General features: G+C 54.5%; 5 protein-coding genes. 2 read left to right on the top strand and 3 right to left on the bottom strand.

All coding sequences use genetic code 11. The features are described from left to right. On the top strand, nt 1-506 hold a 506-nt coding region (locus NTZ04_00535; protein MCX5990815.1), incomplete at its 5' end, for a hypothetical protein. Nucleotides 507-830: 324 nt separating this feature from the next. Here NTZ04_00535 and NTZ04_00530 read toward each other — a convergent pair. Then, nucleotides 831-2168, bottom strand: a complete 1338-nt coding sequence (locus NTZ04_00530; protein MCX5990814.1) for a glycine--tRNA ligase — start codon at nt 2166-2168, stop codon at nt 831-833. 199 nt (nt 2169-2367) lie between these two features. Here NTZ04_00530 and NTZ04_00525 point away from each other — a divergent pair, with 199 nt between their 5' ends. Beyond that, nucleotides 2368-3006: an MBL fold metallo-hydrolase gene (locus NTZ04_00525; protein MCX5990813.1), complete on the top strand. Its 639-nt coding sequence runs from the start codon at nt 2368-2370 to the stop codon at nt 3004-3006. Nucleotides 3007-3617: 611 nt separating this feature from the next. Here the strand turns inward: NTZ04_00525 and NTZ04_00520 are convergent. Together NTZ04_00520 and NTZ04_00515 are read right to left on the bottom strand one after the other, a co-directional pair. After that, complete coding sequence (locus NTZ04_00520) at nt 3618-4325, bottom strand: 3-oxoacid CoA-transferase subunit B (GenBank protein ID MCX5990812.1); 708 nt, start codon at nt 4323-4325, stop codon at nt 3618-3620. Between the two features lie 34 nt (nt 4326-4359). After that, complete coding sequence (locus NTZ04_00515; GenBank protein ID MCX5990811.1) at nt 4360-5061, bottom strand: CoA transferase subunit A; 702 nt, start codon at nt 5059-5061, stop codon at nt 4360-4362. Between the last annotated feature and the right edge of the window lie 277 nt (nt 5062-5338).

Raw genomic sequence — 5338 nt, 5'->3', positions numbered from 1 at the left:
TGACCATCAAGTCGGCAGACGGGCGCATCGCCGTAGATCTTCCCGCGGACTGCCTCAGCGGTGAGACCTGGATCAGAATCCTGACAGAGGATCCGTCGGATGTCGACCCGGCCACCCCCCAAGGATTCATGTTGGGCACCACGTGGGTCAGAATAGAGGCTGTGGCTGTCGATGGGACACCTGTTTCCGCTCTACTGCAGTCAGCCACACTCACCGTCTGGTACTCCGACGATGACCTTGCTGCTGTGAAAGGAGATCCCAATAACCTGGTGCTGGCCTACTACGACGAAGCTGCTGCAGACTGGAAGCCGCTTGATACCACGGTCAATACCACTGACAAAACCCTAAGTGCCACCACCAACCACTTCAGCACATGGGCAGTGCTGGCAAAGAGCCCCAGCGAAGGCCTTGCGGGGTGGATTTGGATTGTCATCGGCATCGCTGGAGCCGCGGGAGCAGGTATTGTGGCCTACTTCCTTCGCAGGAGGCTCTTGCAGAAGGCCTAGCGCAAAGATAAAGGCAAAGTTTCAAAAGGGTGGGCGGCGATGTCCACCCTTTTTTCTTGCCTCGGCGGTTCTGGATTGGCATTGAACTGTCAGCGAAAATGGGACACCCTGGAAACCTTTACGATGAGGACACTGAAAGCTATTGTCATTAGATGTGAGTAAAGCTAAGAGAGAAACCTGGGGACAGGACTTTTCAAATCACCTGCAGCAGGTGGCAGGATTTGAGCCGGTGAGTGCTTGATTGGGCAGCAAGTGCTCTACGCCTGAATACTGGAAACTCCGGTAGCATGGATGCGCTTTCCTGTCACAGGCCCTGCAGCCTGATTATCGACCCCCAGCCACTTGCTGCCCGCCGGGAGGCAGGACATCGAACGGTTCTCCAGCCAGCTTGGCGGCCAGGGTTGTTTTGATTGATTCCGCCGGCACACGGATCTGCTTGAGGGAGTCCCTGTCCCTGACGGTGACCTGGTGGTCTTCGAGGGACTGGAAGTCGATGGTGACGCAGTAGGGAGTGCCGATTTCATCCTGGCGGCGGTAGCGCCGGCCGTTGCTCTGCGTGTCGTCATATGGGGTCATGAAGCTCTTCCGGAGCTGGTTATGGACCTCCGCGGACATGGGGACGAGCTTCTCATTGCGGCTCAACGGCAGCACGGCCACCTTGATCGGCGCTAGGGCCGGGTGCAGCCGCAGCACCACCCTCTTTTCTTTTTCTACCACCTCCTCGTGGTAAGCATCGAGGAGGAAGGCGAGCACGGAGCGGTCCACCCCGGCTGAAGGCTCGATGATATAGGGGATATAGCGCTCTCCGGCTTCTTCATCAAAATAGCTCAGGTCCTTGCCGCTGTGTTTGGCGTGCTGCTCCAGATCATAGCTGCCGCGGTTGGCGATGCCCTCCAGTTCCGACCAGCCCATAGGGAAGAGGTAGTCAACGTCGTAGCAGTCCTTGGCATAATGGGCCAACTCCTGCTTATCGTGCTGGCGGAGGCGGAGGTGATCCTTCTGGATGCCCAGCCTGACGTACCAGTTGAAACGCTCATCGAGCCAGTGTTTGAACCACTTTTCATCGGTGCCTGGCTTGACGAAGTACTCCATCTCCATCTGCTCGAACTCGCGGCTTCTGAAGATGAAGTTGCCGGTGGTGATCTCGTTGCGGAAGGACTTGCCGATCTGGGCGATGCCGAAGGGGAGCTTCTTTCGGGAGGTGCCGAGGGCGTTCTGGAAGTTGACGAAGATGCCCTGGGCCGTCTCCGGGCGCAGATAGACGACGGTGGCTTCATCCTCCACCGGTCCCATGAAGGTCTTGAACATGAGGTTGAACATGCGGGGTTCGCTCAGATCGCCGCCGCATTCGGGGCATTTGTTTTCTTTCAGATGGTCGGCGCGGAAACGGGAGTTGCAGGACTTGCACTCTACGAGCGGGTCGGCGAACTTCTGGACGTGGCCGCTGGCTACCCAGACCTGGGGATGCATGAGGATGCTGGCATCGATACCCACAACGTCGTCCCTTTCCTGTACCACGGCCTTCCACCAGGCTTCCTTCACATTGCGCTTCAGTTCCACGCCGAGAGGGCCGTAGTCCCAACAGCCCCCGGCTCCTCCGTAGATTTCGCTCGACTGAAAGATAAAGCCGCGTCTCTTGCAAAGGGAGACGATGGTATCCATGTCAACACTGCTCGCTGTCTCCTTCACTCCTGTCTCCTCCCGCATCAAGTTCAAGTTATTGAGAGGTTGTTTATCAACTCTTTCAACCCCCCGTGGTCCCCAGTTGCTAAACAGTCTCAGTTGTTGAGGTAAACTTATCAGCTTTGCTACCCAGTGTCAAAGCTTGACACTGGGGACGTAAATACGGAAGAATAGGACTATGATTCTGCAAGGTATGGAAGTGGGCCCGTTTATGGCCAACTGCTATATCGTGGGTTCGGACCAGACCCACGACGGGATGGTTATCGACCCCGGAGGCGAATCAGGGCGGATACTGAAGACCGCTCAGGAGCTGGGCCTTTCCATCAAGATTATTGTGGCCACTCACATGCATGCCGACCATATCGGCGCGTTGGCCAAGGTCAAGGAAGCTACCGGCGCCCCCTTCGCGGTACATGAAGCCGAGGGATCGAAAAAGGCGGCCGCCGGCCTCAACCGGATGGTCGGCTCCATGATGGGCGGTTCCTTCCGCGCCCCTCCTGACCCCGATAGACTGCTCAAGGATGGCGATGTGATCGAGGTGGGGGAGCTGCGTTTCAAGGTTCTGCATACCGCCGGCCACAGCCCCGGGGGCATCTGCCTCTACGGGCATGGCGTGCTCTTCTGCGGGGATACCCTGTTCAATTTGAGTATCGGGCGGACGGATTTCCCCGGCGGTAACTACGACCTGCTGATGCAGAACATCCACAACAAGCTCATGACCCTGCCTGATGAGACAAGGGTCTTCTGCGGGCACATGTCGGAGACCACCATTGGCTTCGAGCGCAAGCACAACCCCTTCGTGCTGGGTATAAACTAGTGCTTGGTTTCAGGAATAGGCGTTATACGCTTCGTGGGGGGAGACCCTTCGCCTTCGCTCAGGGTGACAAACCACATGAATATCATTCTGACATGTCGCCCACTGCGTCATTGCGAGCGAAGCGAAGCAATCTCTGCCATGAGCTATGAGCTATCAGCTACGAGCTCCGATCGTGTCATTCTGAGCGAAGCGAATAATCTCGATACTGCATTCGTTTCCCCAATTTGATAATTATGGAACCTTTCCATTTTTTGATATGTGACTTTTGTCGCTGTTGTATCTGGCGCCGTAAGAGGCGCATCGTTTGTGTTTTTGCTGCCTTCTGAAACACCAGATGGAGTTCATTTATCAGCATGGCCAGCAAAAAGATAGGCGTAACAGAGCAGGCCCATTATCTCTGGCGGGAGAGGAATATGGTCAGTGCGCTTAGATATCGGCCTACAGCTCCAGAAGCTGTACTGGACGCGGCAGGCTCTCCCCTGAGGGTGTGGTTATCTAGGAGCTTGGGTCACGACTATTTGCCCAAAGCTAGGCTGGGCGCAAGCGAACGGTTGTTTTGTGCCTAACTTATCCGCGTTGTCCGAGTGGTGACCCACCCTCCTAGGCTGATCTTATAGCTGTATCTCTTTGAGGTTGGGGCTGATGATCAGCTTCGGCTCGGTGACCGACTGGACATCCTTTGCCGTGAGACCAGGAGCAACCTCCCTGAGCACCAGACCTTTTTCGGTGACATCTATAACTGCCAGATCAGTCACAATCAACTTTACAACGCCTACGGCTGTGACCGGGTAGGTACACTTCTTGACAACCTTGAAACCGCCGTCCTTCGTGGTGTGCTCCATTGCCACAATTACTTTCCTGGCTCCGACCGCCAGGTCCATGGAGCCACCGATGTTGCCTATATGCTCCGGGAAGCCTCTCTCAGGGTTATTCCATCCAGCAAGATCGCCTTTTTCCGAGACTTGCAGTGCTCCTAGCACAGCTACATCCATATATCCGCCGCGGATCATAGCCATCGATTCGCAGTCAGAGAAGAAACAACATCCTGGCAGCTCTTTGACAGGTTGGCAACTGGCATTAATGCAGTCCTGGTCAATCTCGTTGTCCTGGGCGAGAGGCCCTGTGTTCAGCATTCCAATCTCGGCCTGAAGCACGATGTCTCTACCCTCAATCCAGTTCGAGACAAGGGTGGGAATACCTATTCCCAGGTTAACATATGTTCCATCTTGCAGCTCGTTGGCAATCCTTAGAGCTATCAATTCTCGCGCGATTCCCTCAAGTTTCTTGCCTCCGGCTGCATTCTTTTTCGTTTCTACCACTTGGTTAACCTCCCGTTGATTCAAATGAAAGTATCTAATCAATACCGGGCTTGTATTTTCGTCTTCCGACCTTCACTACCCGTTGAACATAGATTCCTGGTGTATGGACCTTGTCGGGATCCAGCTCGCCCGGTTCCACCAGTTCCTCCACCGAGGCTATGGTGATTCTTGCGGCTGCTGCCATCTCCGGATTGTAGTTCCTGGCAGTCTTCCGGTAGCTGAGGTTGCCCATTCTGTCACCCTTCCAGGCATACACGAAGGCATAATCCGGCTTGAGGGCTAGCTCCAGAAGATATGGGCGACCGTTGAAAGTCCTCTTCTCCTTGCCCCGCTCCACGGTGGTGCCCACCCCTGTGGGTGTATAGAAACCTGCGATTCCGGCACCGCCGGCCCGCATTTTTTCGATGAAGGTGCCCATAGGGTAGACCTCCAATTCGATCTGGCTGGCCCTGACCGCCTTCTCGAATGGAGAGTTTGCTCCTTTAGTCGCTGACCTATAGAAAGGATAGTTGCAGATGGCCTTCTTGACCTGACCCTGCACAACCAACCGGGTAATATCTTCATTGCCAGGGCCCATCTGCTGACATATTATGGTTAAGTTCTTGGCCCCTTGTTTAGCCAACGCTTGAATGAGTTGGACGGGTGTGCCTGCTGTGAAAAAACCTCCAACTGCTATGGAGGCTCCATCTGGGATATCAGCAACCGCTTCATCTATACTTGCATAAACTCTGTCCATAATGTCTCCCTAGTTTGGTATCCTCCTCTTTGTTGATCCCGATGGAATTTGGTGCCTAGACATGATAAAGAATACGGTATCGGGGTTCCCTATGTCAATTTCGTGAATTGCCTCATCTAAAATGTAACCGAAGGGATGGTGGTTGACTCATGTAAAAGGTAACCGAAATGGGGGAGAATTGGGCTAGCTTAAGTGGTGAAGGAGATGAAAGCTAGCCAATGGATATTAGAGCACGGAAGGAGTACGCAGCAGTGGTGAGAGACAGATACTGGAAAAC

Source organism: Chloroflexota bacterium (assembly GCA_026389585.1).
Taxonomy (GTDB): Bacteria; Chloroflexota; Dehalococcoidia; order UBA2247; family RBG-13-53-26; genus JAPLHP01.
Note: the sequence above shows the minus strand (reverse complement) of the source record. Positions and strands in the feature narration are given on the sequence as shown.

What these genes read in the sequence shown, in the direction of transcription:
- NTZ04_00530 (MCX5990814.1), bottom strand. Translation starts at nt 2,168, where the DNA reads ATGGATACCATCGTCTCCCTTTGCAAGAGACGCGGCTTTATCTTTCAG.
- NTZ04_00525 (MCX5990813.1), top strand. Translation starts at nt 2,368, where the DNA reads ATGATTCTGCAAGGTATGGAAGTGGGCCCGTTTATGGCCAACTGCTAT.
- NTZ04_00515 (MCX5990811.1), bottom strand. Translation starts at nt 5,061, where the DNA reads ATGGACAGAGTTTATGCAAGTATAGATGAAGCGGTTGCTGATATCCCA.